This window comes from Janthinobacterium sp. 344, assembly GCF_900112025.1.
Taxonomy (GTDB): domain Bacteria; phylum Pseudomonadota; class Gammaproteobacteria; order Burkholderiales; family Burkholderiaceae_D; genus Janthinobacterium.
This window is the reverse complement of sequence record NZ_FOKL01000003.1, coordinates 95,452-122,390: the sequence shown is the minus strand read 5'-3', so window position 1 is coordinate 122,390 and position 26,939 is coordinate 95,452. Positions and strand designations below refer to the sequence as shown.

Sequence of the window (26,939 nt, the reverse complement as noted above, 5' to 3'; positions counted from 1 at the left end):
AATGAAAATCGCACAGAAGATGTTGATCGTCCCCGTGGTCGCGCTGGCTTGCCTGCTGGCCATGGGGGCCTTGTCCTACTTCGCCATGCAGCAGAACGAAAGCCGCATGCGCGCACTGAAAGACGTCACCTTGACGGCCGAGCGGCTTGCCAACCAGCAAGCTATTGCCCTGGGCCAGGTCCATGCCGACGTGTATGCGAAGATCGCCATCGCCGCCAGCCTGTCGGACGAGCAGTTCAAGCAGTTCGGCGCGCAAACGGATGGCCAGCTCAATGCCATCGCGCAAGGCTTGAAGGAACTCAAGCAATTCTCGGGCGCCGCCACGGAAGCGGACCAGGCCCTGCCGGGCCTCGAGCGCTACCGGGCCAGCGTGGCGCAGGCGCTGGACCTAGCCTCGATGGACCCGAATACGGGCGTGGCGGCGATGCAAAACGCCGCCACGCACTATCAGCAAGTGCGCGGCCAGCTGCGCCAGGTGCTGCAGAATCTCGACCACCGCACGGTCGACGCGCTGCAGGAAACAAAGAACGCGGGCCAGCGCGCCGGCTGGCTGTCGCTGGGCACCATGGCCATCGGCTTTGCCTTGCTGGCCCTGATCGCCACCTGGGTGGCCCGCTCCGTGGTACGGCCCATCGACGAGGCCTGCCGCGCCGCCGAAAGCCTGGCCGCCGGCGACCTGACCATGCGCATCGATGCCCGGGGCCAGGACGAGGTGGGCAAGCTGTCGCGGGCACTGGCCACCGTGCTGACAAACTGGAATACCTTGTTGGGCGAGATACGCCAGGCGGGCTCGACCATCACGGTGGAAGCGAGTGAAATTGCGCTGGGCAACGCGGACTTGTCGGCCCGCACGGAGTCGCAAGCGCATTCCCTGCAGGAAACGGCTTCGTCCATGCACGCCCTCACCGATACCGTGCGCGAAAACGCCAGCCATGCGCACCAGGCCAACCAGATGGTGCTGTCGACCTCGAACGTGGCGCTGGAAGGCGGCCGCGTGGTGGGCCAGGTGGTCGAGACGATGGGTTCGATCAAGGCCAGTTCCGGACGCATCGTCGATATCATCGCCGTCATCGACGGCATCGCCTTTCAGACGAATATCCTCGCCTTGAACGCGGCCGTGGAAGCGGCGCGCGCGGGCGAACAGGGGCGCGGCTTTGCCGTCGTCGCCACGGAAGTGCGGGGCCTGGCGCAGCGCTCGGCCACGGCGGCGCGCGAAATCAAGCAGCTGATCGAGGATTCCGTTGCCAGGATAGAAACAGGCAGCGAGCTGGCCGACAGCGCGGGGCGCACCATGGGCGATATCGTCGCCTCCGTCCAGCAGGTGACGGAAATCATGAACGACATCACGGCGGCCAGCCAGCGCCAGAGCAAGGGCATCGAGGAAGTCAATAATGCCATCACGGAAATGGACGAATTGACCCAGCGCAATGCCGCCCTGGTCGAGCAATCGGCCGCCGCCGCGCAAAGCATGCAGGACCAGGCGCATGAGCTATTGCGCGTGGTCGACGCCTTCCGCCTGGGCGATGGCGGCCCGCCGCTGCTGCCCCGTTAGCGGCGTTGCGGCATGGCGGCCTTGGCACAGGCCAGCATTTTCCTGCCCGCTCCGGCCAGCGCCGGGTCCGGGTCCGCCTGCAAGACGCTGCCCCGGCTGTTCTGATCGTCGTAACTGCCCAGCATGGCCGCGTACAGCGAGGCCTGATCCTGCAAACGCCAGGTGGCGCTGCGGGAATTGCCGGGCGCGTCAGGCATACTGGCGCTGAAGTAACTATACAGGCCGCCAACCTTCTTCTTGTGCAGCCATTCCATCAATTGCACGATGCGGTACTGTTCCAACAGGCTCAGTTCGCTGACATTCATGCCGGACAAGGTGTAATAAAGTTCCAGCCGGGCCATCCAGTTGCCCTTTGCGCCGGCCGCCACCAGCCCATCCCAGGCAGGGCCGGCGCGCACCTTGCGCACATCGGCCGACGAAGCCATCCAGGCCTCGACCGCGCCCTGGTCGGGCACAAGGCCGTAGTGAGCGGGCGCGCGGCAGACGAACTGGCGCGCGTCGGGCCCGCCTTCCTTGACCTCGTCGGCGATGTGCCGCGTGATCGTGTCGCCGATGCCCAGCAGGCGCTTGCCATAGCCTTCCAGGGTCCAGCTCGACGGCAGCCGCCCCAGCCAGGCCAGCGCATCGTCGTTGGCCCGGGCTTCCACCGCATAGGCGGCGATCCGGGCCTGCATCTTGGCGTCCTTCTGCTGCTCCGCCAGTTTGATGGCATCCTGCTCTTCGTCATAGCGGCTGGTCGTGTTGGCCACTTGCATGCATTGCTGGAAGGCGTCAGGGGCGCCCAGCCAGCATTGCGCGGGAACCTTCAGCTGCCAGCGCATGCCGACGGTTTTCAGCACATAGTTTTCCTCGCCCGCTTCTTCCTTGACGTAGGCGCGGCCATCGGCCTTCGTCACGCCTTTCGTCAGTTGCTTGCCACCCGCCGTGCTCCAGGTGTAGGGGTCATCGTCCTGCGGCACGCCGGGCACGGCGTACAGGGTCAGGTAGTGGCTGGCGGCGGCGGGGACATCGGCCGCATGGCCGAGCGGCGCGAATAGAGATAAGCTCAGTAAAGTTCTTCTAGTTATCAGTTTCAGCATGAAGCGAGCGTATCAATGAAGTTCGGTATGGCAGGCGCAATCGTGGCCGCTGGCCGCTTCGGACAGGTTTTGCAGAATCGCGCAGTCTTGTGACGGCTGCGGCTGGTCGCACTGGTGGCGCAGCGTTACCAGCTGCTGCTGCAGGGTTTGCAAATTCGCCATCTGTTCCGCGATGCGCAGGATGTGGTGGTCGAGCAATTCGTTAACGCTCTGGCAACCTTCCGCCGGGTTGTTCTTAAATTCCAGCAAGGCGCGGATATCGGTCAAGCCGATCTGCAAGGAGCGGCAATGGCGGATGAATTGCAGCCGTTCCTGGTGTTCTTCGCGGTATTCGCGGTAGCCGGCGCTGTTGCGGCCCGGTTCCTGCAGCAAGCCCGCCTTTTCATAGTAACGCACGGTTTCCACGTCACAATCTGTCCGTTTGGCCAGTTCTCCGATACGCATGACATCCTCTTTTCATTCTTTCGTGCAAATTGCGCTTGACCCTGTAGCGGCTACAGGGTTTCTAATGCAAGCATACACGAAACCGGAAGGACGAATGCGATGCCGCACGATAGCCACGATCATACCCACGAGCACAAGCATGAGCATGAGCATGCACCCCAGGCCGCCAGCTGCTGTTCCAGCCAGCATGCGTGTTCGTCCACGCCTGCTGCCAATGCCGCGCCGGCCCTGCCCAGCGCCCCCATCGCCGGCGCCAGCACGGCCAAATACCGTATCGCCAACATGGATTGCCCCACGGAAGAACGGCTGATCCGCAACAAGCTGGCGAACATGGCGGGCGTGGTGGGCCTCGATTTCAACCTGATGAACCGCGTGCTCGACGTGCACCACACCCTGCCGTCGCTGGCCACGGTGGAAGCGGCCCTGCACGGCATCGGCATGCAAGCCGTCCCCATGGAGGCTGGCGCCGCCCCCGTGCGCGACCCGAACGAAGGCAAGCTGTCCGGCCTGCAAAAAGGCTTGCTGGTGGTCTCCGGCCTGGCCGCGTTTGGTGCCGAGGCGCTGGCGTGGACCACGCATGCAGACAGTTCGCCCCTCGTCATCGCCCTGGCCCTGCTGTCGATCGCCACGGGCGGCTGGCCGACCCTGAAAAAGGGCTGGATTGCCCTGAAAAGTCTTACGCTGAACATCAATTTCCTGATGAGCCTGGCGGTCTTCGGCGCCATCGCCATCGGCCAGTGGCCGGAAGCGGCCATGGTCATCTTCCTGTTCGCCATCGCCGAGCTGATCGAAGGCCTGTCGCTGAACCGCGCGCGCAACGCCGTGCAAAGCCTGATGCAGCTGGCGCCCGACACGGCCACGGTCGCCGACGCCGGCGGCGCCTGGCAGCAAGTGGCCGTCGCCACCGTGGCCATCGGCGCCGTCATGCGCGTGAAACCGGGCGAGCGCATCGCCCTCGACGGCGTGGTGGCCAGCGGCGAGTCGTCCGTCAACCAGGCGCCGATCACGGGTGAAAGCATGCCGGTGGATAAGACCACGGGCGACGTCGTGTATGCGGGCACCATCAATGAACGGGGCGTGCTGGACATCACCGTGACGGCCAACAGCGGCAACAGCACCCTGGCCAAGATCGTCAAGGTGATCGAGGAAACCCAGGGCAAGCAGGCGCCCACGCAGCGCTTTGTCGACAATTTCGCCCGCTACTACACGCCGGCCGTCGTCGTCTTCGCCATTCTCGTGGCCATCGTGCCGCCCCTGCTGACGGGTGCGCCGTTCATGGCCTGGGTATATAAAGCCCTGGTCATGCTGGTGATCGCCTGCCCGTGCGCCCTGGTCATTTCCACGCCCGTCACGGTGGTCAGCGGCCTGACGGCGGCCGCGCGGCGCGGCATTTTAGTGAAAGGCGGGCAATTCCTGGAAACGGGCTACCGCATCAAGGCCATCGCCGTCGACAAGACGGGTACCCTGACCATGGGCAAACCGGCCGTCACGGACGTGGTGGCCATGGACGGCAGCGACCGCGACGCCATCCTGCTGCTGGCCGCCAGCCTGGACGCCCATTCCGCGCACCCGCTGGCCGCCGCCATCGTCAAGGCGGGGCCGCCCGCCGGCAGCCACTTGCCCGTCACCCAGTTTGCCGCCCTGCATGGGCGCGGCGTACAAGGCCATATCGACGGCCAGACCTATTACCTGGGCAATGCGCGCCTGATGACGGAGTTGAATGTGCTGACGCCGGCGCTGCAAGCCATCCTGGCCCGCCTGGAGCAGCAAGCCTACACGGCCATGGTGCTGGCCACCCAGGCCGGCGCGCTGGGCGTGATCGCCGTGGCCGACGTGCTACGTCCGACGGCGGCGTCCGCCATCGCCCGCCTGAATGCGCTGGGCGTGACCACGGTGATGCTGACGGGAGACAATCTGCTGACGGCGCAGCGCATCGCGGCCGAGGTGGGCGTCAGCCTGGTCAAGGCGGAATTGCTGCCAGAAAATAAACTCGATGAAATCAAGGCCTTGCAGCAAGAGTTCGGCGTGGTGGCCATGCTGGGCGACGGCGTCAACGACGCCCCGGCCCTGGCGCAGGCAGACATCGGCTTTGCCATGGGCGCGGCCGGCAGCGACACGGCCATCGAGACGGCGGACGTGGCCCTGATGGACGATGAACTGGGCAAATTGCCTGAATTCATCAGCCTGAGCCAGCGCACGCGCGCCATCCTCGTGCAAAACATCAGCTTTGCCATCGGCATCAAGGCCGTGTTCTTTGGCCTGGCCCTGGCGGGCATGGCGACTTTGTGGATGGCCGTGTTCGCCGACGTGGGCGCCAGCCTGCTGGTGGTGGCGAACGGCTTGCGCCTGCTGCGCGGCAGCAAGCCGGCGTCGCCCATGCCTAGATAGTTACTTCTGGACAAGTCATGTAAAAAGCGCTACTTTGGCGGCTGTTCTCCACTGCCGCCCAAATAGCCGATGACGTTTTCCCGCCGCCTGACCCTGCTGGCCGCCCTGTGCGCCAGCGCCGGCCTGCATGCCCAACCCCCCCTGTCTTTCAGCCCTTGTGCCGACACGGCCGTGCCGGGCAGCCTGTGCGCCGTCAAGGACGTCTACGGCGCGTATGACGAACGGGGTCTGCCTGCCGCAGGCGAGAGTCTCGAATTGTTCGTACGCAAGATTCCCGCCGAAGGCAAGGCCACGGGCACGCTCTGGCTGGTGGCGGGCGGCCCCGGCGAATCGGGCGCCACCTTCTACAGCCTGCTGCCGACCCTGCGCCGCAGCTTTCCCGGCTTCGACCTGCTGATCCCAGACCACCGCGGCACGGGCAATTCCACGCGTCTGTGTCCGGCGGAAGAAGCCGAAGACAGCCCCGGCGGCAGGGCCCTGGCCGGCGCGGAATGGGCCAGCTGCTTTGCCAGCCTGAACCAGGCAGCACAGCGGGCGCGCCAGTTTTCCATCACCAACGCCGCCAACGACCTGCAGGAGCTGATCAGGGACGAACACTACACTGACAAGCGGCCCGTGTACCTGTATGGCGTGTCCTATGGCACGCAGCTGATCCTGCGCTCCCTGCAGCTGCGCTCCCTGCCCGTCAAGGGCATCATCCTCGATTCGCTCACACCCCCGCAGGGCCGGTCGCGCCAGGACTTGAGCTATCGCTCGCACATGGTCGACCGGGTCGGCCTGGAAGTGCTGGAGCAATGCGACGAGGACCGCGCCTGCCATGCGCTGCTGGGCGAAGACGCCGCCGTCGTGCAAGCCCGCGTGCTGGACAAGGTGCAGGCCGACCCCGCCCTGCTGGCCAAGATACCCGGCAAGAACCTGAAATATTTCATGGGCAGCCTGCTTGACGTGCCTGCCGCGCGGGCCCGCATTCCCTACCTGCTGCGCGACCTGGACCAGGGCGGCGACACCGAACTGGCGGCCGTGCGTGCAATCATGACTGCGGCTGCGGCCAGCCTCGGAGACTATGCGCAATCGCCGCTGTCCGTGCCACTGGCCGGCATCATCAGCAATTCGGAAAACAATCTGCAGCCGTTTTCTGCACCGGGCATGCGGGCCAGCGACATCGAACAGGGCGAGGCACACCTGCTGTTTGCCAGCCCTCTGCCGGGCCTGTTGCTCAACAATGGCTTGCCCACGTACAGGCGCGACGACTACTATGCCCGCCTGCCGATGCGGATACCGCGCATGCTCGTGCTGCAGGGAACATGGGATGCCAAGACGCCCTACCGCGCCGGCGCGGGCCAGGTGGGACTGTTGCAGTACAACAAAGCCGGCGACGTCTCCCTGTCCACCGTGCAGCATGCCCCGCATTTCATCCTGTGGACGGCGCCAGCCTGCTTCGAGCAGGCTGTCACGCGCTTTATCGGGGGCAAGCCGGCCCGCGACTGCACCTTGTAAGTATGCGAGCCCAGGGCGGGTGCCGGGGACGAATCCTGCCTTTGCTCCCGGCCGTAGCGCTTGGCCGGCATGCCGCCGGCGTCGTCATGCCTTAGCCTGTCAGGAGTAATATGCACCAATTCTGCTCGATACTCTCGCTGCTGTCTTGCCTGGGCCTGGTCCAGGCGGCCGAGTCCGCCTCCCCTGCCATCTGCGCCACGCCGGACCAGGCTGTGCAGGAGCAGGGTTACGTGCCCATCAACGGCATCGGGCAATGGATCACGATCAAGGGCGAACGCTGCGGCAATCCCGTGATCCTCTTCATCCATGGCGGCCCCGGCAACGCGCTCAGTCCCTATGCCGATGCCATCTATGCCGGCTGGGAGCGCCACTACACCCTGGTGCAGTGGGACCAGCGCGGCGCCGGCATGACGTATGCGAAACAGCGCCCGACGGAAGACGTGGCCTTGACGGTGGAACAGATGCGCGACGACGGCATCGCCGTGGCCCGCTATCTCGCACAGCATCTGGGGCAGCAGAAGGTCATCCTGATGGGCAGTTCCTGGGGATCGATCCTGGGCGTGCACATGGCCAAGGCCCGTCCCGAGCTGTTCCACGCCTACATCGGCACGGCGCAGGTGGTCAACGCACGCGACAACGAGAGCGGCATGTACCGGGAAGTGCTTGCGCTGGCGCAAGCCGCGAACGATGCGCCCACGCTGGACAAGCTGGCGGCGCTCGGTGCGCCGCCATGGACCGATCCGCGCAACTTCGGCATCCTGCGCCGCTTCGACCGCAAATATGAAGGACTGGCAACGGATGCGCCGCCCAAGCACTGGTGGCAGCCGGCGCCGTTCTACGCCACGCCGCAAGCGCTGGCCGATGCCGAGGCGGCCGATGATTACTCGTACCTCCAGTTCATCGGCCTGCACGGCGACGGCATGTTTGCCAAGGTCGACCTGCCCGCGCTGGGCACGCGCTTCGACTTGCCCGTGTTTTTCATCATGGGCGAAGCGGACCTGCTCACCTCGCCCGCCATCGCGCGCAAGTACTTCGACAGCATCACGGCGCCGGCCAAGGGTTTTACGGTGGTGAAACGGGCCGGGCACGACCCGAACCAGGCCATGCTCGACGCGCAATGGAAGGTCCTGCGCGAGCAGGTGGCGCCCCTGCTGCAGTAAAGCAAGCCTTCAATGGCTTGTGCGGCGTTGCCGGTCCGCCTGGCGCGCCGCCGCCAGCGCCGCGACAAAGGCGGCGTCGCCGTCAGCGCAGGCGCTGGCCGTGCAGCTGCCCAGGTCTTCGGCGATGCGGAAGCCTTCGCCCAGGCTGCTGGCATTGCCGCGTCCGCCATGCCCGCGCGCGGCGCTGCGCAGCACCTGGCGCGAGGCAGAATAGCTGCCGCCCCGCGTGATGAAATAGTCGCCTTCCGCCTCGCAAGCGCTGCGCCAGGCCGACCCGTCGGCGGGCGCGCCCCGGTAATCGGCATGCTGGCAATCGGCCACCCATTCGGCCACGTTGCCCATCATGTCGTGCAAGCCGTAGCCGTTGGGCGCATACATGCCCACGACGGCCGTGTATTCGGCGCCATCGTCGCAATCGGTGGCCAGCATGTCGAGGCCGAAGTCGCGCCGGGCGGCGGCCTGGAAGCGCCGGTCCTTCATGTTGGCGTAGGTACATAATTGATCTGGCGCATCGCCGGACGGGTATTTTGTCGTCGTGCCGGCGCGCGCCGCGTATTCCCACTCCGCTTCGCTGGGCAGGCGGAAGGGCCGGCCCGTTTCCCGCGCCAGCCATTGCACATAGGCCGTCGCGTCGTCCCAGCTCACGCACATGACGGGGTGATATTGCGTCGGTGCATGCGCTGGCGCGTTCCAGTTGGCGTTCCTGAGTGCCATGCCGTCGGCCTTGTCGAACTCCCAGCACTCCTTGCTGGCCGGATAAGCGGTCGCTTCGATGAACTGGCGGAACTGCGCCACCGTCGTCTCGTATTTTGCCAGGCGGAATGCTGCCACGCGCACTGTGTGGGGCGGCCCTTCGGCCGGATGGTGGCTGCCGTCGCCGATGCGCGGCTCCGTGCTGCCCATGCTAAACACGCCGGCGGGAATGCTGGCCATGGGCGGGAGAATGGGGGCGCTAGCGGCCTGGGCGCTGCAAAAGAGGGCGCAGGCAAGGATAAGCAGGTCGTGCTTCATGTGGCTCCTGGTAATCGGTGGGTGGGAGTGCAGATTGACAGCCCGGCCGGCCGATGGCCGGGCGCATGCGACGAATCGACAATGGAGCCGACGAATGGCAAGCCATGTTCTGGTCAACAAGACAAGCGGCCGCTACACTACGCCCATGACCAGACAACCCACCCTGCTGCAGGGCTGGCGCTCCCTATGGGAACTGCGCCCCCGGCACGACGTTTCCACCCTCGCCCGCCTGCTGCTCATCTCCCTGATCGGCATCGCGCTGGCACTGGGCCTGATGGCCATCGTCGCCATCTTCGGCCGGGTCGACCGGGCGCACTGGTGGTGGGCGTCGCTGCTGCCGAATATCGGCATCTGCCTGTGCATCGTGCACACCCTGTTCGGCGTGCTGCGCCTGGCCGGGCGCTGGCTGCCGGCGCCGCTCGTCGAGCGCATGTCGCAGGTGCGCGACCTGCGCGCCGGCATGGCGCTGGGCGCCCTGTCGCTGGCGGCCATCATCCTGGGCATGAGCATCGGCTTCACCATCGTCCCGATACTGGTGGGTTTCAAGCTGTGGGGCATGTTCGTCTCCCTGCCTGCCGCGCTGACCAAGTTTGCCGTCTTCATCCTGTTTGTCATGGGCGCCAACTGGGCGTGGTGGCGCTCGCGCCTGCGCCAGCAGCAGCTGCAAGGCGAGGTGACGGAGGCGCGCCTGCGCCTGCTGCAGGGGCAGATCGAGCCGCATCTGCTGTTCAACACCCTGGCCAACATCCAGAGCCTGATGGACTACGATCCGCCGCGCGCGAAACGCATGCTGGAAACGTTTTCCGGCTACCTGCGCGCCAGCCTGTCGCAGTTGCGCCGGGGCGACAGCACGGTGGACGCGGAACTCGACATGGCCAGCCAGTATCTGTGCCTGCTGCAGATCCGCATGGACGAGCGCCTGCGCTTCCGCATCGACGCCAGCGCGCAAGCGCGCCTGGCCAGCATGCCGACGCTGATGCTGCAGCCGCTGGTCGAGAACGCGATCCAGCATGGACTGGCCCCAAAGCTGGATGGCGGCAGCGTCGTCGTCCATGCCGAAGTGCGCGCGGGCCGCCTGGAAATCCGCGTGCTGGACGACGGCATCGGCTTGACGGCCCCTGCCCAGCCACCGCGCCCGGGCAGCGGCATGGCGCTGGCCAACCTGCGCTCGCGCCTGCAGGCCCAGTTCGGTGCCAACGCCAGCCTGGTCCTGCGCGGACGCGAGAGCGGGCATGGCGTCGAAGCCGTGCTGCAACTGCCATACCGGCGCGGCGACGGCGCGCCCGCAGTGCAGGCGGCCGCATGACGCGCGCCCTGATCGCGGACGATGAACCGCACTTGGCGCTGTACCTGCGCGACCAGCTGCTGGCCCTGTGGCCGGACTTGCAGATCATCCAGATGGCGCGCAACGGCGTCGAGGCGGCCGCCCGCATCGCCGAACTGGAACCCGATATCGCCTTCCTCGACATCCAGATGCCGGGGCTGTCCGGCCTTGAGGTGGCGCAAGGCATCGAAGGCCCTACGCGCGTGGTGTTCGTCACGGCCTACGACGAATTTGCCGTGCAGGCCTTCGAACACGCGGCGCTTGATTACGTACTGAAACCCGTCACCACGGAACGGCTGGCCCGCACCGTGGCGCGCCTGCGCTGCGCGCCGCCCCTGCCGCCCGCCAGTGCGGCCATGGCGCAGGCCCTGCGGCAGCTGACGGCTACGCCCGGCCCTGCCCGCCCCCGGCTGCGCTACATCCTCGCGTCCCGGGGCGAGCACACGCACCACCTCGACGTGGCCAAGGTGCGCTTTTTCCATGCCGACGACAAGTACACGGTGGTCGCCAGCGTGGACGGCGAATTCCTGATCCGCACGCCCATCACCGAGCTGGCGGCCCAGCTTGATCCGGAGCAATTCTGGCAAGTGCACCGCTCCACCCTGATCAACCTGGCCTGGCTGGACGGCACGCGCCGCGACGACGCCAGCCGCTTGTTCGTGCGCATGCGCGGCCACGCGGGCGAGCTGCCCGTGAGCCGCGCCTTCGTCCACCTGTTCCGGGCCATGTAGCGCGTCCTGCCTGCTTGCCATCCGTCGCGCCGGCTGTCGATTCGTCGCATGGCCGGCGCGGCGGGCTCTGCCATCGGCGATGCTGGCGTTTTCATTGCCGGAGACGCCCCATGTTCAACATACTGCCTGTCACTGTAGGTTTGCTGTGCGCCGCAAGCGCGATGCCTGCCCTTGCCGCCTTGCCCGCCACCGTCATCGACACGCTCGACGGGCGCCAGGTGGAGTCGCTGACCTGGCGCCATCCCACCTCGCGCGATGTGGTGGTGTTCGAAAATGGTTCGCGCGCAACGATGGACAAATGGGGCGTGGTGCCCGCGCGGCTGGCAGCGGACGCCTCCGTGTTCGCGTATCACCGGCCCGGCTATGGCAACAGCGAGGCGGCCGCCGCGCCGCGCGACGGCCGCACCATCGTCGAGGAGTTGCGCGCCGTGCTGCGCTTCAAGGGCTTGCGGCCGCCCTATGTACTGGTCGGCCATTCGCTGGGCGGCCTGTACCTGCAGCTGTTTGCGCGCAGCTACCCCGAGGAAGTCAAGGCCCTGGTGCTGGTCGATGCGCTGTATCCGCGCATGGTGAAGCCGGTGCAGGATTTCCCCTGGCTGACGCGCATCGTGGGCCAGATGGCCTTTTCACGCGCCGTCTGGCGCGAAATCGAGCAGATCGACGCGACGGGCGAGATGGTGCTGGCCCTGCCTGACAGCGACAAGCCCGTGGTGCGCCTGGAAAACCGGCCCGTCTCGAGCACGGCGATCGCCGTCGACTTTAGCGCATTCAGGATGGATAAGAGCACCCGCGACAGCGTCGCCGCGCTGTACCCGCAAGCGGTCAGGATGGTGGCCGATTCCAGCCACCAGATGGCATTGACGTCGCCCGACATCGTCGAGGCGGCGATCCGGCAGGTGCTGCCCGCCGGGCAATGACGCCGGCTGGCGACGGTTTTTCGGGCAGTTGCCTGCGATCAGGCCGGCCTGCAGGCCACGCGGCGCGCCCGCAGATGCAAATGGCGGATAGTGGCGGCGGCCACCATCAGGATGCCTGACGCGGTTGCCAACACGACAATAAATGCCTTGTCGAAGGCCGAACGGGCCAGCTCCGACACTTGCAGGCCGAGTTCGGCCGGCAACTGTTCGGCGGCCAGCAGCGCCGCGTCAAGCGTGTCATGGGCGTTCGGCAACAGGCCCGCGCTTTCCGGAATCACCAGGGTGGCGCTGTAGACGGCCGACAGGATGGTGCCCAGCACCGTCACGCCGATCACGGCGCCCAGCTCGTACGACACTTCCTCGATCGAGGCGGCCATGCCGGCTTGCTGGGGCGCCACGTTGAGCATCACGGCGCTCGATGCGGCCGTCATGACGGCGCCCAGGCCCAGGCCCAGGATCACCAGGCTGGCCACCTGGGCCGAGACGGCGGCGTCATGCAGCACCAGATACAATGCCATGCCGATGCCGGACAGCAGCAGCGAACCCCACAAGACCTTGGCCTTGTCGGCGCGCGGCAGCATGAAACCCGTCAGCGGACCCGCAAACACGGACGCCAGCGGCAGCGGCAGCAGCAGCAAGCCCGCTTCCAGCGGAGACAGCTCGCGCACCAGCTGCATGTGCTGGCTCAGCGCCAGTTCCATGCCGATCAGGGCGGCGGACGCCACCATGGCGGCGGCCACGGCGCTGGAAAACGGCAGTTCGCGGAACAGGGCGAAGTCGATCAGCGGCCTGGCCTGCCGCTTCTGGCGGCGCACGAATGTGAGCATGAAGAAGGCGCCCACGGCGAACGAGGCGGCGGCCAGCGCATACGACGGCTGCGACTTGCCCAGTTCCTTGATCGCATACACGCCACCGAGCAGGCCCATCATGATTTGCAGCGAACCCTTCAAGTCCCACGGCTTGTCGCGGTTGCCGGCCCGTTTCGGCAGGACGACGGCGGCCAATACCAAGGTCAGCAGCACGATGGGCACGTTGATCAGGAAGACGGAACCCCACCAGTAGTGTTCCATCAAGAAACCACCGAGCACAGGGCCGAAGGCGGCGCCGCCCGAGGCGATGGCCGCCCACACGCCGATGGCGAACGAGCGCTCGCGGTTGTCCGTAAAGGTCAGGCGGATGATGGACAAGGTGGCCGGCATCATCAAGGCGGCGCCGATGGCCAGCAGCACGCGGGCAAAGATCAGCCATTCGGCAGCCGGCGAAAACGCGGCGCACAGCGAGGCGATGCCGAACACGGCCAGGCCGGCAAGGAAAACGGGTTTGTGGCTCAGACGGTCGCCGAGGGTGCCGAGGCCGGGCAGCAGACCGGAGACGACCAGCGCGTAGACGTTGATGATCCACAGTTTTTGCGAGGACGTGGCCTGCAAGTCGCGCGTCAGCGCGGGCAAGGCGGTGTAGAGCACGGTCATGTCGACCACGATCAGGAACAGGGCGCTGGAGACGATGGCCAGCGTCAGCCATTTTTTCATTGGATGCATAAACAACTCATGGGTTCAGTGTAACTTTTAACAACTATCGGTGTGGATAAAGCGGGTGCTGCGCAAATATTTACGTTCCAGGCTGCCACGGGCCTGGCCTTGTCGGGGGCGGCGGGCGTCAGCCACGGTCGCCATCCTTGTCATCCACGGCGGCCGTCACTTCCGGCACATCGAGTTCGCGCAGCATGACGACGGACACTTGCTTGAAGCCACGGCCCTGGAAGAAGGTCTGCGCCGTCAGGTTGTGCGCGCCGCATTCGAGGAACAAACGGGCGATGCCGTGGCTGCGCAATTCGCCGGCGATCCACTCCACCAGCAGGCTGCCGATGCCGCTGCCGCGCACGGAAGGCAGCAAGACCAGGTCGTCCAGCGCGGCGAACGATTTCGAGGCGCGCTGGCGCGTGTCGATGGAAACGAGGGCCATGCCGACGATGTCGTCGCCGGCGCTGGCGACGGCCAGCAGGGTCGAATCGCCATGTGCCCAGTCGTGCGACAGGGCGGCGCGGATTTCGCCACGTATCACTTCCGGCAAGTCCGCGCGCCAGTTGCCCGGCGCGTCGGCGCGTTCGCCCTGCAGCTCCGAATGGGAAATATAGTCGGCGCTGACGTTGTCAAGATAGAGCTGGCACAGCGCGTCTTCGGCGCTGGCGTCGTGGCACCAGCTGAAGCTGATGGCGGGGGTCTGGGCTTGAGCGTTTTTCATGGCGGATCTCGTGTTATTGAAAATGTAAAAGCATTTTATGTCGCCCCTGAATGGCATTCAAGTTAAAATCCATCTGTAAAACAGATAGGTGGATGCCATGCAATGGACTTTGGAACAAATGCGTTACTTCGAGGCGGCCGTCGCGGCCGGTTCTTTCTCGGGCGCGGCGCGCCGGCTGGGCCGCGCGCAATCGGTGGTCAGTACCTCGATCGGGCTGCTGGAAGCGGAATTCGGCGTGGAACTGTTCGACCGCTCGCGCCGCAGCGCCGTGCTGACGGAAGCGGGCAAGGTGATGCACCTGGAAGCGTGCGAACTGCTGCGCCAGGCCGAGCGCCTGCAACTGCGCGCCCAGTTGCTGAGCGAGGCGCCCGAAGCCCAGCTGACCCTGGCCCTGGACGAAGCCCTGCCCTACCTGGCCATCGGCACCCTGGTCAAGGAACTGGCGGCGCGCTACCCGGCGCTGGAACTGGTCATGCTCAACGCCACGGCGTCCGAGGTGGCGCAATACGTGGAGCAGCAGCAAGCCGACGTGGCTTTTCATTTTGACCGCGGGCCGATCTCGCCCGTGCTGGAACAGCAGCACATCGGCAGCGTGGCGCAAGGCGTGTTCGTGGCGAAAGGCCACCCGATGGCCCATGGCCAGGAAGTGAGCCGCAACGAGCTGACCCGCTACCGCCAGCTGATCATGGATTCCGAGCTCAACCGCGAACACGCCTTCAGCCCCGCCGTCTGGTTTTCCGACAGTTTTTACAGCATCGCGGAAATGGTCGCGGACGAGCTGGGCTGGGCCATTCTGCCCCTGAACATCGCCAACTACGACAACTACAAGGGCTATCTGCAGGAAGTGCCCTGCCCCGCGCTGGCGTTATCCAGGCTGCCAGTGCGGCGCTTGTCGATTCATGGCAAGAAGCTGAGCGAGACGAGTTTGTGGCTGACGAACAGGCTGGCGGAGTTGCTGGCGGATGGGCCGCGGGGGTGATGGGACGTGAATTATTAGAGACAACAATCGGTAGGTCGTCGTTTTTTAATATAATGACTACGAACGTGAGCGATGTGTTGTAACTTAGCTTCCTATTTCAAAATGAGGATTAATTGAATAATCCATATGAATTTTTAGAAATCCAAGATGATAAGGCAAAGATAGATCAAGGCGATCTAGGATAAGAGCGCAGTGAAAATGGTTTTTTAAAACCATATTTCTCTTGCAATAATAAATATTTTTAAAATGGGCAGGTGAAAATATGCGAGAAGTTCTAAAAAAGGCAGTTGATCCTTCTGATGAAGTTGTAGAGTCTGTGAAAGGTGGAGAATCTATTGATATCGTTAACGATGAGGATGATGAAGAGAAACTGGCTCGTGAGCGCGAATTCAAGAAATTCACTGCAGCAATCGGTGATGAAGGTGATCCAACAATGCTTATTTTAAGGGCGCATTTATTTTCAGAGAGTTTGTTGGAACGCTATATAACATTCAAGTTTCCGCGTGGCGACAAAGTAATCGAGAATGCTGCTCTCTCCTTTCATCAAAAATTGATAATTGTTGATGCATTTGATGAACTTGGGGATCATATAATTTCATCTCTTAGGAATTTGAACAAACTTCGAAATCAATGTGCACACCAACTGGACAAGAGGATTTCTGATGGAGATGTATTAAAGGTGGGAAGTCCATTGGGCACTATGTTCACTCGCCTTAGAAGAGAAGCCAATTTTGATGAAATAATATTACTTAGAAGTATAATTAATTACATTTGCGGCTATTTAACAGGGCATTGTCATTGTTATGAGAATTCCACCTCACAGAAAAGTGGCAAGTAATATACTTCAGGAGGGAGTGCCTCATGAATGTCAATTGGTACGGCGAGATCATCACTTTGCATATGGTTGCTGACGCGCACTAAAAAAAGCACCCAAAACGTCTGGCGCTTCCTGCTTGCTCAGTGCAAGACAAAGCTCAAGCTTGAGCATGAATTCATGGCTTGGATCGGCGATCGCGCCGTCAAAACCAGGGGCTATGTCGCGGATGAATGGACACTCTGGTATGGGCAGGCCGGTTAAATATCTATTGGCAATGAACTCGATAGGCAAGACAATGCGGGCCCCGCGCCAGCAGAGCATGTCCTTCTCCATGCGAGAATAGACAGATATTAATATGTATTGGAAGCTTTGCATGATTCACTCAACTGTCGTCAACAGCTGGCTAGCCATGGCCAAGGACGATGCCGTGGAGATCGCCCCCGACGACATCAACCACGAAGCCCGAACCAATATGTGGAGCTTTTCGCCCACGGACGTGGAAACGCCGCAGATCCATGCGGCGGATATTGTTGAATTTATTGACCAGGTGATCGCGGCCCGCCGCAGCGCTGTCAAGGGCGAGGATATGCTGTTCTATTGCTGGCACGACGCGCAATGCCGGCAGTTGCGCTACAGCCTGGTGTCGCGCTCGCATGGGCGGCTGCCGTTTCGCTGCGCGCTGCGCGAAACGCAGGATCTGGCGCTGATCGCCGAGCGCGTGGTGAACGGGGACTGGCGCAATGAGAATTCTATGCAGGCCCCGTCGGAGGAAGGCGATGCGCAAGAGGCGGCGCCGTTCATCCTGCCCGTGTTCGTGGTAGCCGTGCCTTAATAGTCAGCACGCCAGAAAACGCGCGGGCCGGCACGCCTCCAGGGCCGGCGCTGGCTCGCCAGTGACAATTTCCCCGCTGGCCAGCTGGCCCACGATGGCGGCCAGCGCCACGCCCGGATGCATGGCGCATACGTACACTCCTTTGATATTTGGCAGAGAGCCGATGATGGGCACGCCGTCTGCGGGCATGGGGCGCAGGCCGATGCAGGCCAGCTCAGGTCTCAAAAAGTCCGCGCCCTCCAGTTCTTCCCGTATCGCGCTGGCAGTGCGTAGCGCGATAGCGGCCGGCTGGTTGTGCGGTGCGTCGTCCACGTAATCTTCCGCTGCCAGCATGGTCCCGTCCTCGGCTTGCCGCACTTCCATGGCATGGCTGGAAATAATCGCGCGCACAAGGCCGGGCGGTGCCTGGTAGCGCAGGAAGATGGCGGGCGAGGCGTGAATCGGCAAGTCAACTCCCAGCTGCGCGGCCAGGCGGGCCGTGCCCGTGCCTGCCGCCAGCACGACCATGTCGGCCTCGATAAGGCTCGCGACCGTTTCCACGCCAGTCACCTGCGCGTCCCGGACGGCAAAACCCAGCACGGGCGTGTGTGTGCGGACCGTCGCGCCGAGCACCCTGGCCGCCGCCAGCAAGGCGTGGGTGGCGGCAACGGCATCGAGGGCGCCCTGCTCCGGCTCGTACAGCGCTTGTTCCGGCGGCCGCCGCAGTTGCGGTTCAAGTTGGGCGATGCCCGATCCGTCCAGCACGATGGATGACGAAGACACCCGCCCGTCCTGCGTGCCATACGACAAGGCGCCGTGCCAGCGCAGCGTCAATCCCGGCACCTGCGTTTCCAGCTGGTGCCAGGCCGCGATGGCGCCGCCGCGCAGGGCTGCAATGGGGTCCGGCCCCGCGCAGGAGGTGTTAATCCACGCAAACGAAGTGCCCGTCACGCCGGACGCGATGCCGCCCGCCTCGAGCACGGTGACTTGTGCGGCCTTGCTGGCCAGGTGGTAGGCGAGCGACGCGCCGACGATGCCGGCGCCGATGACGACGATGCGTGCTGGACGGTTGGGGCCTTCATGAGTCATCTCTGCCAACTTTGCTTGTTGATCACAGGGCAGAGTCTACCCCAGCCGCCCGCAGCTCCAGCGCATAGGCATGGCCATCGACAACATTGCCTTCCACCACGGCGATATCGGGCACGGCCCTTCCCCGCACGAAACCGCAGCGCTCCAGCACGCGGATCGATGCCGCATTGCCATCGATGGCGTAGGCGCACAAGCTGGCCAGCTGCCATTCGTCGTGCGCCAGGGCGATCAGATGGTGCAGCGCGGCCGTGGCCAGGCCCTTGCCCGCCTGCTGCTGCCCGATGCGGTAGCCCACTTCGGCCGTGTGCGTCTGGCCGTCGATATCCTTGAGGTTGGCGCGCCCGATCAATTGTCCTTGTTCATCCACGATGACGCAGGGATGCAAGCGGCCCTGTGCATGTTCGCCCAGGAAGTGCGCGACGTGCGCGGCGATGCCGTCGACGCTGTAAAAATCGTCGGGACGCCGGTCGATATGGCGCTCGAACCAGGCCCGGTTGGCTTGCTCGAAGGCCAGCAAGGGCGCGGCATCGTCGGGGCGCAGGGTGCGAATGGTAAATCTGCTCATGGGGACTCCTGGAAAGGCATGAGTCTAGTGAGGCGTGGTCCGGCCCGTCAATCTTGATTCCATCAATCAATATAAAGTGACAGCCGCTACAATGGCCGCCATGAACAACGATCTGTCCGCTGCCGAGGCTGCGCGCCTCTTGAACGTCAGCCTGCCCACCCTGTATTCCTATGTGAGCCGGGGTCTGCTGGCATCCGTCGGCAATGGCGTGTCGCGCCGCAAGCGCTATCCGCAGGAAGACGTGCTGCGCCTGGCGGCCCGCAAGAACGACGCCAAGCGCGGTGGCCAGGCGGCCGTGGCCGCCATGCACTGGGGCTTGCCCGTGCTGGAGACGCGCATTTCCCACATGCTCGATGGACGACTGCTGTACCGGGGCTGTGATGCGACGGCGCTGGCCGCGTCCGCGACGCTGGAGACGGCCGCCGGCCTGCTGTGGGACGATAAGGCGGGCGATTATTTTCAGCAGGAAGCACCGGCCCTGCCGCCAGGGCTGGCCGGGGCGCCGGACGGGCCGCCGCTGGCGCGCGCCATGTTCGCCATGGCCATGCTGGCGACAGCGGACATGGCGCCCTCGCTGCCATCCGGCCCCGCCCTGATGCGCATCCTGGCCGCCGCCCTGCTCCGGACGGCGCCATCCATCCTGCCGCTGCACCTGCAGCTGGCGCAGGCGTGGCAAGCCGATGCGCAGCAAACGGAACTGCTGCGCGCCGCGCTGGTGTTGCTGGCCGACCATGAACTGAATGCATCGACCTTTGCCGTGCGCTGCGTCGCCTCGACGGGCGCCAGCCTGCCCGCCGCGCTGATGGCCGGGCTGGCGGCCTTGTCCGGCGACAAGCATGGCGGCGGCAGCGCGGCGGTCCGGCGCATGTTGACGCAGGCGCTGGCCGCAGCGGATGCCAGAGGCGCCATTGCCGCCTATTACCAGACCATCGCGCCGCAATTCGCCGGCTTTGGCCACCCGCTGTATCCAGACGGCGACCCGCGCGCCGCGTATCTGCTGGACCGCTTGTCGGCGCTGTCGCCCGGACACCCCCATCTGGCCGCCATCCTGGCCATTTGCGCCACGGCAAGCGAACTGCTCGATGCGCGCCCGAATGCCGACCTGGCGCTGGCCGCCATGGAACTGGCGTTCGGCTGGCCCGAGGGCGCGGCCATGGTGGTATTTGCGCTGGCCCGCTCGGCCGGCTGGATCGCGCATGCCATCGAGCAAGCGGCCAGCGCGGCACTGATCCGCCCGCGCGCCCGCTACGTGGGGCGCCACCAGCGCGACTGAAAATAGTCGCTTGATTTATTACGCATGCGTAGTAGTATACTTCGCATGCGTACCAATACCTCGCCCCAATCCGACCTCCCCGATGCCGCCGCCTGCCCGCTGGGCGAGCGTTCGCCGCGCCTGTTCAACCTGCTCAACCTGGCGCGCCAGAACCTGTTCCGCTCGGCCGATGCCGTCTTCACCAGCGAACTGGGGTTTTCCGGCACGCAAGTGGTCGCCCTGTTTGCCCTGAAGGGCGAGGAAGGCTGCCAGTTGAAGGATCTGGGCCGGGCATTGCAGCTGAAAAACTCGGCCGTGACGGGCCTGGTGGCGCGCATGGAAGAAAACGGTCTGATCGTGCGCGGCCAGTCGGCGCTCGACGCGCGCGCCGGCACCCTGCACATGTCGGCCAAGGGTGGCGAGGTGCTGGCCCATGCCCTGCCCCTGCTCGACAGCCTGAATGAACAACTCAAGCAAGGTTTCAGCGAGGAAGAGCTGGCCATCGTCGCCCGCTTCCTGCTGCACGCCTCGCGCCTGCGTTTTGCGCAAGATCAAGCCACCCCACAGACAAAAGCCGGGGTCAGACCCTGAGGGGCTGCCCCCGGTCATTGCCCTTCGGTCAAGCATTTTTCATCCCCTTTTTTCTCACCCACAGGAGTTACCATGCACCCCAACGACATGACCGGCTTGCAACTGATGCAAGCGTTCGCGCAAGGCCTGTTCCCCCGGCCCGGCATTTCCAAGACCATGCCCATGGATGCGCACACGATCGAGCACGGCAGAGTCATCTTCACGGCCACGGCGAATGAAAACCACACGAATCCCATGGGCGGCGTGCACGGCGGTTTCGCCGCCACCGTGCTCGACACGGTCACGGGCTGCGCCACGCACACGGTCTTGCCGGCCGGCGAAAGCTATGGCACGACGGACCTGAACATCAAGATGTGCCGTCCCCTGCCCTTCAACGTGACGGTCTTTGCGGAAGGCAAGGTCATCAATGCGGGCCGCAACCTGGTCATTTCCGAAGGCACCATCCGCGACGAAGCCGGTAAAGTGTACGCCCACGCGACGGCCACCTGCATGATCATCCGGCCCCGGGAACAAGCGGCCGGGTGATACCGCCCGGCATTCGTTTGTGCGGTTTTCAGCGGCATCGCCATTCAGCAAGATTGGAATTTTGCATGAAAGGCGGCATCCAATGGGTTTCCATGTCAGCGCCAAATCCTGTCATTGCTACGGCGGTCACACGACCTTGTCTCCGATTGGGGATGGTCTTCTGGCGCGAGGTGGCAGTTTTGGCGACGCGATCAAGGACATTGCAGTCACGCTTCATTGTGGAGACTCTGGTCCGGCAAAGAAGAGGCTGGCATCGCTCCTGGAGACGCACAGCAATTGACACTGCGCGCATGTTTTCTCGCCGCACCGCAATGATACTGGCGCCGATCTTCTGGTGAGCTATCGCGTCTGGCGCAAGACACACAAGGACGTCATGCCAATGCGATTCCTTGAGAAACTGGCGCAGCGTTGGGCACGCGCCGCCGGAAGCTGAGCTTGACGAACACCAGCCTGCCCCGGGCGCACCTCGCATATTTTATACAATATATTGCACAATATATTGTATGATCGGCTTTCACCGTGGGGGAACGTCAAGAATGCGCTATCACTTATGTCTGCTTCAAACGCTGTCGGCACTGTCCATCGTTTACGCATCAAGCGCTTTTGCCGAGGCACCGGCCCTCTCGCGGGACGAAAAGAGCGCGGTTATCGCCTCCCTCGATAGCGCCCTGAATGCGAACTACCCGTTTCCGGACATCGCAAAAAAAATTGCGCCGGTGCTTCAGGAGCGTCTGAAGAAGGGAGACTACGACGCGGCGACCACGAAGGCTGAGTTTGCGAGCAAGCTGACCGGCGATCTCCTCAAAGTCAGCGGCGACCTGCATTTTTTCGTCGGTGCCGACGCGCAGTGGATCGCGGAATTCAAGGCGAAGGCCGATCCGGCGCTCAAGGCCGGTATACGAAAAGAAGAATCGCGCAGGCTGGAGGAAAGCAATTTCGGTTTCGACGAGGTCGCCCGCCTGAAGGGAAATATCGGTTATATACGGTTCAGCTATTTTGCCGATCCCGAACTTGCCTATGATACGGCCGCGTCCGTTATGCGCTTCGTCGGCAATACGGATGCCGTTATCATCGACTTGCGCTATAACAATGGCGGACATCTGGAAATGGCGCAATTCCTGGCGAGCTATTTCTTCTCCAGCGAGAAAGACCAGCTGCTCTTCGACTATTATTATAATGAGGATGGCAAGCGTATCCAGCGCGGGCAATGGGTGCTGCCGGGCTTGCCGGGCAAGCGCATGGTGGACAAGCCCGTCTATATCCTGACCGGCTCCACGTCGTTTTCTTCCGCAGAATGGTTTTCCTATGCGATGAAGAAGCTCGGGCGCGCAACCCTGATCGGGGAGCGGACCGCTGGCGGTGCGCATCCGGTCGCACGCAAGCCGCTCAACGACGAGTTTTTCGTGCAAGTGCCGATCGGCCAGATCCAGGATCCCGTGGACCATGGCGATTTCGAGGGGACCGGCGTGCCACCCGATATCGCCAGCCCCTCGATTCGCGCGCTGCCGCTGGCGCACAAGCTGGCGCTTGAAAATCTGGCGAAGACCGATGAGGCCAGGCGAACCGAACTGGCCTGGCTGCTCCCCAGCTTGACGGCAGCGATCGAGCGCCCGCACGTCGACGCCGCGGTGCTGACAAAAGCGGCCGGAAAATATGAAGGCCGCCAGCTCATCCTGGACAATGGCACCCTCTATTATCTCTGGCGCGAACGGCTTCGGGTCGCGCTTGAGCCGATCGGCCCCAACCTGTTCGCGGTGGAAGGCGTGTCAGATTTTCGATACCGCTTGAATGTTTCGCGTGGGAACGTGACGGAACTGGAACGCGTGAACAAGGACGGCAGCATCCAGAGGTACAAGCGCCTTGACTAAACAGACACTAGACCCGGCCGCGATCGATGACGCCGTATTTCTCGGCCGCGCCGTCGAACGGCTGAGCGTCCTGATCGCCGAGCAATCCAAGACGGTCTTCGATACGATGGGGATCGTCATCCCGGTTCGCTCCTGTTCGCTGATGGCTGTTCTGGCAACGCTCGGCTCGGCCTCCGCCTCGGATCTGGCGCGCGAACTCGGACATTCGCACCAGCTGGTCATGCAAAAGATACCAAAGCTGCTCCGCCTGGGCCTCATACGGTATCGGAACGACGACCATGATGCCCGGCGACGGCTGTTCATGCCCACCGATGAAGGCTTGTCGCAGCTGGCGAAATTCGAGCAGTGCACGGTGCTGATACGGGCGGCCTATGCCGGCTTGTTTGCCGAGGTGGGAAACGTCAGGCAATTCGTCGACCGGGCCGCCGATGCGCTCAACGCGAGGCCGCTGGACAAACGCATCAGTTCCCCGGACTGACGGACACGGTGTCCACGCCTGCCTGGCGTGGTCAGGATGGCTGAAATACGGGGCGCCGGTGTCGCCGCTGTAGCAGTCGTCCGACTGATACAGCATGTGCCTGTACGCGCCGCCTTGTGTCTTGCCGCTGCCGTGCCGCGCTTCTAGACTGGGGCCTTCTCCACGCTGCGGCTGCCTGCCATGACCGAACTTCTGCCCCTGATGAGTTATTGCTTCGTGATGTCCGCCACGCCCGGGCCCAACAACGTCATGCTGGCCACCACCGGCGCCAATTTCGGCTATCGCGGGGCGCTGCCGGTCATCCTCGGCATCCAGGCCGGCATCTTTGTGCAGACCATGCTCATGTGTGTGGGGCTGGGCAGCGTGTTCGTCGCGTACCCGATGGCGCAGCAGCTGCTGCGCGTCGCGGGCGCGCTGTACCTGATGTTTTTGGCCTGGAAGCTGGCCGGCGCCTCGGTGGCGGGAAGCAGCGCGCCGAAGGCCGTGTCGTTCGCGCAGGCGGCGCTGTTTCAGGCGCTGAACCCCAAGAGCTGGCTCAAGGCGATCACCATGGCCTCGGTCTTCATGCCGGCGCACGGCAACATGCTCGCCAGCGCGCTGCTGGTGTCCGTGATCGGCACCGTGGTGGGCATGCCGTGCAACGCCATGTGGGCGCTGTTCGGCGTGTCGATCCGCGGCGTGCTGAAAGCGCCGCGCAACCAGCGCATCTTCAATCTGGCGATGGGCGCCATCCTGCTGGTCCTCGCCGTGACGTTTTTACGCTAGACTGCCACCATGTTCGCCATCGACCGCTCCTCCCCCATCGCCCTGTTCAAGCAGATCGAGACCACCTTGCGCCAGCAGATCGCGCAACGCACCCTGGCTGGCGGAACCAGGCTGCCGTCGATCCGCCAGCTCGCCACGCAACTGGCCGTGAGCACCAACACCGTGGTGGTGGCGTATGACAGGCTGGTGGCCGCCGGCGTCATCGATACGCACGGCACGGCAGGCTTCTTCGTCCGCGCGCCGGCCGACGCCAGCCGCGCCATTCCCGACGAGGTGGCGCTGGAAGCGGGCCAGGAGCAGGAGCCGGTCTGGCTGAGCCAGCAAGTGAACGACCAGCGGCCGGGCGTGCAGCTGGCCAGCAGCGGCGCCTTGCCGCCCACCTGGCTGCAGGACGCGCTGCCGGCGGCGGCCGTGCAACGCGGCCTGGCGCGCAGCGCGGCCGGCATGGCCTCACGCTGTCCGCCGCAAGGGCTGGCCGAACTGCGCGAGCAGATCGCGCTGCTGCTGCGCGGCATCGGCATCGCGGCGGACGCCAGCCACATCCTCACCACGTTCGGCGGCACGCATGCCATCGATCTGATCTGCCGCACCTTCCTGCAGCCCGGCGATACGGTGCTGGTGGAAGACCCCGGATACTTCCTGATGTTCGGCCGGCTGCGCCAGGACGGCGTGCGCCTCGTGCCCATCACGCGCCGTCCCGACGGCCTCGACCTGGACGAACTGGAAGCGGCCTGCCGCGCGCACCGTCCGCGCCTGCTGTTCATGCAGACGGCCTTGCACAATCCCACCGGGTGGAGCAGCAGCGCCGCCAACCTGCACAAGGTGCTGGTCATGGCGCGGCAATACGGCTTCCTGATCGCCGAAGACGACGTGCACGGCCATTTCCAGCCGGGCCACAGCACGCGGCTGGCGTCGCTGTCCGGACTGGACGGCGTGATCTACTATTCCAGCCTGTGCAAGGCGCTGAGCCCGGCCCTGCGCATGGGCTACCTGGCCGCGGCGCCCGCCCTGCTCAAGCTGTTGATGCGCACCAAGATCCATTCCATCATGACCTTGCCTGCGCTCAACGAATACGTGCTGCTGGAAGTGCTCAAGGCCGGCAACCTGCGCAAGCACCTGGAGCGGCTGCAACGCAAGATCATGGTGGCGCGCAATGCCAGCACGCGGCAACTGAGCGCGGCCGGCGTGCTGTTCGAGCAACCCGGCGACGCGGGCATTTTCCTGTGGGGCAGCATGCCCGCAGGGCTGGACGTGGACTTGCTGGTGCAGGACGCCTACCGCAACAAGATCCTGCTGATGCGCGGCGCCGCGTTCTCGGCCAACGACACGCCGAACCGGCACATCCGTTTCAACGTCGCCTTCAGCCAGCATCCACGCGTGAGCGCCTACCTGGAGGAACGCCTGCACGCCGTGGCCAGCGCGCGCTCCAGCCTGGCCCGGGCCAGCGCCGCCGCCAGCGTCCCGGACCATCCTGAATAGCAGCCGCCCTTTCCTCTCCCGCCATGCCATCGATGCCGAGTGCCTGGCCCCCTTCGAATATTGCCAGATAATCAATCTTGCTTTACACTCGGCTGACTTCTTTGCTCTCGCCTGGATACGATCCGATGAAAAAAATACTCGTTGTCGCTACGCTGGCTGTTTCAATTTGCAGCGCCGTCCACGCCCAGAAACTGGACAGCGCACTCGAAGCACGCATAGCGCGAGTGGAGAACGGCTTGCTGCCAGCGGCAGCAGCCGGCGCGCCCATACAGCGGGCGCGCCTGGCCGAGCGGATGACAGCCCTGAAGGTGCCGGGCATCAGTATCGCGGTCATCAATGACGGCGTGATTGACTGGGCGCGCGGATTCGGTCTGGCCGATGTCGCCAGCGGCCGCCCTGTCAACGAACACACGAGATTTCAGGCCGCTTCCATCAGTAAGCCCGTGGCAGCGATGGCGGCAATGACCCTTGTGCAAGCCGGCCAGCTCTCGCTCGATGAAGACATCAACCTGAGCCTGACCGCCTGGAAGCTCCCGGTGAATGCCTTGAGTGCGCGGCGCACGGTGACGTTGCGTGGCCTGCTCAGTCATACAGCGGGTATTGGAGGGCATGGCTTCCATGGCTATGCTGCCGGCGAACCCGTGCCCACGCTTCTTGAGGTGCTCGATGGGAAACCTCCGGCCAACTCAGATCCGGTACGCGTGGAAGCGTTGCCAGGCAGCGCATGGAAATATTCCGGTGGCGCTTATGAAATTGTCGAGCTCATGCTGACAGAAACCACGCGCGAGCCCTTTGACACGTTCCTGCAACATGCCGTACTGGACAAAATCGGCATGCGTGAAAGTGCCTTCGTCCTTCCTGCCGAATGGGAGTCTGCGGCATCGAGCGCCTACCTTGCCGATGGCAGTGAAGTGCCGGGAAAATGGCATCGTTATCCGGAGATGGCCGCCGCATCGTTGTGGACAACCCCATCGGATCTGGCCCGCTTCGTCATCGACATTCAGCAGAGCGCTGCCGGCAAATCAAACAAGGTGTTGTCACAGAAAATGATGCATGAAATGCTAAAGCCGGGAATTGAAGACTTCGGGCTCGGCTTGTTCCTCGGTGAAAAAACCGATGCCCGCGGCAGTTTTTACCATGCGGGAGGCAACGCAGGTTTTCGGAACATGATGTTTGCCTATACGTCCGCTGGCCAGGGAGCGATCGTCATGACAAATAGCGACAATGGTCAGGAATTGATCAATGAAGTGCTGCGCGCAATCGCACGCGAATATGGCTGGACCAACTACCTCGTCACCACTGCGTCGACGTCGAAGTAGATTGCGGAACCCCATCAACACCATTCGACGGTCTGCGCCGATGTCGAGTTGAAAAGC

Annotated in this window: 26 protein-coding genes; 19 read left to right on the top strand and 7 right to left on the bottom strand. The window is 64.0% G+C overall.

Features of this window, described 5'->3' with window-relative positions:
* Window position 1 precedes the first annotated feature (1 nt).
* Window positions 2-1,552 carry a methyl-accepting chemotaxis protein gene (locus BM193_RS10165; protein ID WP_254786021.1) on the top strand — a complete coding sequence of 517 codons (1,551 nt, stop codon included), beginning with the start codon at window positions 2-4 and terminating at the stop codon, window positions 1,550-1,552.
* On the opposite strand, the gene BM193_RS10160 is transcribed toward BM193_RS10165, so the two are convergent.
* A complete protein-coding gene (locus BM193_RS10160; RefSeq protein WP_139176109.1) occupies window positions 1,549-2,631 on the bottom strand; it encodes a hypothetical protein in 1,083 nt (360 codons plus the stop codon). The two genes, BM193_RS10165 and BM193_RS10160, sit on opposite strands and share 4 nt — an antisense overlap.
* Window positions 2,632-2,643: 12 nt before the next feature.
* Window positions 2,644-3,075 carry a Cd(II)/Pb(II)-responsive transcriptional regulator gene (gene cadR, locus BM193_RS10155; RefSeq protein WP_034787498.1) on the bottom strand — a complete coding sequence of 144 codons (432 nt, stop codon included), beginning with the start codon at window positions 3,073-3,075 and terminating at the stop codon, window positions 2,644-2,646.
* A gap of 99 nt (window positions 3,076-3,174) precedes the next feature.
* Here cadR and BM193_RS10150 point away from each other — a divergent pair, with 99 nt between their 5' ends.
* The 3 genes from BM193_RS10150 to BM193_RS10140 all read left to right on the top strand — a co-directional run bounded on the left by BM193_RS10150 (window position 3,175) and on the right by BM193_RS10140 (window position 8,120).
* The gene (locus BM193_RS10150) at window positions 3,175-5,463 is read left to right on the top strand and encodes a heavy metal translocating P-type ATPase (protein WP_092797619.1); all 2,289 of its coding nucleotides are present in this window, start codon (window positions 3,175-3,177) and stop codon (window positions 5,461-5,463) included.
* A gap of 69 nt (window positions 5,464-5,532) precedes the next feature.
* Complete coding sequence (locus BM193_RS10145) at window positions 5,533-6,960, top strand: alpha/beta fold hydrolase (protein WP_092797618.1); 1,428 nt, start codon at window positions 5,533-5,535, stop codon at window positions 6,958-6,960.
* A gap of 110 nt (window positions 6,961-7,070) precedes the next feature.
* Window positions 7,071-8,120: an alpha/beta hydrolase gene (locus BM193_RS10140; protein WP_092797617.1), complete on the top strand. Its 1,050-nt coding sequence runs from the start codon at window positions 7,071-7,073 to the stop codon at window positions 8,118-8,120.
* Between the two features lie 9 nt (window positions 8,121-8,129).
* Here BM193_RS10140 and BM193_RS10135 read toward each other — a convergent pair whose 3' ends face one another.
* Complete coding sequence (locus BM193_RS10135; RefSeq protein WP_254786019.1) at window positions 8,130-9,131, bottom strand: formylglycine-generating enzyme family protein; 1,002 nt, start codon at window positions 9,129-9,131, stop codon at window positions 8,130-8,132.
* A 145-nt stretch (window positions 9,132-9,276) separates the two neighbouring features.
* On the opposite strand from BM193_RS10135, the gene BM193_RS10130 reads away from it, so the two are divergent.
* The 3 genes from BM193_RS10130 to BM193_RS10120 all read left to right on the top strand — a co-directional run bounded on the left by BM193_RS10130 (window position 9,277) and on the right by BM193_RS10120 (window position 12,103).
* A complete protein-coding gene (locus BM193_RS10130; RefSeq protein ID WP_139176108.1) occupies window positions 9,277-10,437 on the top strand; it encodes a sensor histidine kinase in 1,161 nt (386 codons plus the stop codon).
* The gene (locus BM193_RS10125) at window positions 10,434-11,186 is read left to right on the top strand and encodes a LytR/AlgR family response regulator transcription factor (protein ID WP_092797615.1); all 753 of its coding nucleotides are present in this window, start codon (window positions 10,434-10,436) and stop codon (window positions 11,184-11,186) included. The genes BM193_RS10130 and BM193_RS10125 overlap by 4 nt, the downstream gene beginning before the upstream one ends.
* 110 nt (window positions 11,187-11,296) lie before the next feature.
* Window positions 11,297-12,103 carry an alpha/beta fold hydrolase gene (locus BM193_RS10120; RefSeq protein WP_092797614.1) on the top strand — a complete coding sequence of 269 codons (807 nt, stop codon included), beginning with the start codon at window positions 11,297-11,299 and terminating at the stop codon, window positions 12,101-12,103.
* A 38-nt stretch (window positions 12,104-12,141) separates the two neighbouring features.
* Here the strand turns inward: BM193_RS10120 and BM193_RS10115 are convergent, their stop codons facing one another.
* Window positions 12,142-13,641, bottom strand: coding sequence for an MFS transporter (locus BM193_RS10115; RefSeq protein ID WP_092797613.1), 1,500 nt, complete (start codon window positions 13,639-13,641; stop codon window positions 12,142-12,144).
* A gap of 118 nt (window positions 13,642-13,759) precedes the next feature.
* Window positions 13,760-14,344, bottom strand: coding sequence for a GNAT family N-acetyltransferase (locus BM193_RS10110; protein WP_175533230.1), 585 nt, complete (start codon window positions 14,342-14,344; stop codon window positions 13,760-13,762).
* A 97-nt stretch (window positions 14,345-14,441) separates the two neighbouring features.
* Between BM193_RS10110 and BM193_RS10105 the strand changes: the two genes are divergently transcribed.
* From BM193_RS10105 to BM193_RS10095, 4 genes are all read left to right on the top strand, one after another.
* Entirely contained in the window at window positions 14,442-15,323 is an 882-nt protein-coding gene (locus BM193_RS10105; RefSeq protein ID WP_175533229.1) for a LysR family transcriptional regulator, read from the top strand.
* Between the two features lie 262 nt (window positions 15,324-15,585).
* A complete protein-coding gene (locus tag BM193_RS28295; RefSeq protein ID WP_139176107.1) occupies window positions 15,586-16,161 on the top strand; it encodes a hypothetical protein in 576 nt (191 codons plus the stop codon).
* A gap of 27 nt (window positions 16,162-16,188) precedes the next feature.
* A complete protein-coding gene (locus tag BM193_RS29350; protein WP_092797610.1) occupies window positions 16,189-16,401 on the top strand; it encodes a DUF6434 domain-containing protein in 213 nt (70 codons plus the stop codon).
* A gap of 148 nt (window positions 16,402-16,549) precedes the next feature.
* Entirely contained in the window at window positions 16,550-16,972 is a 423-nt protein-coding gene (locus BM193_RS10095) for a hypothetical protein (protein WP_092797609.1), read from the top strand.
* 3 nt (window positions 16,973-16,975) lie between these two features.
* Here BM193_RS10095 and BM193_RS10090 read toward each other — a convergent pair whose 3' ends face one another.
* Window positions 16,976-18,040 (bottom strand): NAD(P)/FAD-dependent oxidoreductase, encoded by a 1,065-nt coding sequence (locus tag BM193_RS10090; RefSeq protein ID WP_092797608.1) that lies wholly within the window; start codon window positions 18,038-18,040, stop codon window positions 16,976-16,978.
* A gap of 22 nt (window positions 18,041-18,062) precedes the next feature.
* Window positions 18,063-18,605 carry a GNAT family N-acetyltransferase gene (locus BM193_RS10085; protein ID WP_092797607.1) on the bottom strand — a complete coding sequence of 181 codons (543 nt, stop codon included), beginning with the start codon at window positions 18,603-18,605 and terminating at the stop codon, window positions 18,063-18,065.
* Window positions 18,606-18,705: 100 nt separating this feature from the next.
* On the opposite strand from BM193_RS10085, the gene BM193_RS10080 reads away from it, so the two are divergent.
* From BM193_RS10080 to BM193_RS10045, 8 genes are all read left to right on the top strand, one after another.
* The gene (locus BM193_RS10080; protein ID WP_092798040.1) at window positions 18,706-19,878 is read left to right on the top strand and encodes a citrate synthase; all 1,173 of its coding nucleotides are present in this window, start codon (window positions 18,706-18,708) and stop codon (window positions 19,876-19,878) included.
* Window positions 19,879-19,923: 45 nt separating this feature from the next.
* Entirely contained in the window at window positions 19,924-20,448 is a 525-nt protein-coding gene (locus tag BM193_RS10075; RefSeq protein ID WP_175533227.1) for a MarR family winged helix-turn-helix transcriptional regulator, read from the top strand.
* A gap of 72 nt (window positions 20,449-20,520) precedes the next feature.
* Window positions 20,521-20,973, top strand: a complete 453-nt coding sequence (locus tag BM193_RS10070; protein WP_092797605.1) for a PaaI family thioesterase — start codon at window positions 20,521-20,523, stop codon at window positions 20,971-20,973.
* A 536-nt stretch (window positions 20,974-21,509) separates the two neighbouring features.
* Window positions 21,510-22,841, top strand: coding sequence for a S41 family peptidase (locus BM193_RS10065; protein WP_175533226.1), 1,332 nt, complete (start codon window positions 21,510-21,512; stop codon window positions 22,839-22,841).
* On the top strand, window positions 22,834-23,319 hold the full coding sequence (locus BM193_RS10060) for a MarR family winged helix-turn-helix transcriptional regulator (RefSeq protein WP_092832304.1): 486 nt from the start codon (window positions 22,834-22,836) through the stop codon (window positions 23,317-23,319). Before BM193_RS10065 ends, BM193_RS10060 begins: the two co-directional genes overlap by 8 nt.
* A gap of 180 nt (window positions 23,320-23,499) precedes the next feature.
* A complete protein-coding gene (locus tag BM193_RS10055; RefSeq protein WP_092797602.1) occupies window positions 23,500-24,084 on the top strand; it encodes a LysE family translocator in 585 nt (194 codons plus the stop codon).
* Between the two features lie 9 nt (window positions 24,085-24,093).
* A complete protein-coding gene (locus BM193_RS10050) occupies window positions 24,094-25,563 on the top strand; it encodes an aminotransferase-like domain-containing protein (RefSeq protein ID WP_092797601.1) in 1,470 nt (489 codons plus the stop codon).
* Window positions 25,564-25,688: 125 nt separating this feature from the next.
* Complete coding sequence (locus BM193_RS10045; protein ID WP_092797600.1) at window positions 25,689-26,882, top strand: serine hydrolase domain-containing protein; 1,194 nt, start codon at window positions 25,689-25,691, stop codon at window positions 26,880-26,882.
* The last annotated feature ends 57 nt before the right edge of the window (window positions 26,883-26,939 follow it).